Consider the following 252-nt stretch of genomic DNA (forward strand, 5'->3'; position numbering starts at 1 on the left):
GTCTCTTCTTGATGTATCACTTGATTGAGGGGAAGAATGGGAAGTAGTTGCAGTTCTCCGCCTTCCTCCCACTGTAAAAGTTGATTCTCGATTTGTTCGGGTTTGGGAAGTAACATCCGATGCACTTTTTGCGCGAGGAGAGAATAAAAACGTCCTCCTGCTTCACAGATTAAAAGTCTGGCGGTGGCGATATTAAGAGGAAGTTGTAACGTAAAAGTAGTTCCGCGATCGCGCTGTGAAGTTAAACTCACG

General features: G+C 45.2%; 1 protein-coding gene. It reads right to left on the bottom strand.

Going from position 1 to position 252, the window contains the following annotated elements:
- Positions 1–252, bottom strand: a 252-nt coding sequence (locus tag R0J92_RS25005; RefSeq protein WP_411053669.1) for a hypothetical protein, incomplete at both ends; no start/stop codon positions are given.

Origin of the sequence: Tritonibacter sp. SIMBA_163, assembly GCF_046535935.1 — a bacterium.
Taxonomy (GTDB): domain Bacteria; phylum Pseudomonadota; class Alphaproteobacteria; order Rhodobacterales; family Rhodobacteraceae; genus Epibacterium; species Epibacterium scottomollicae.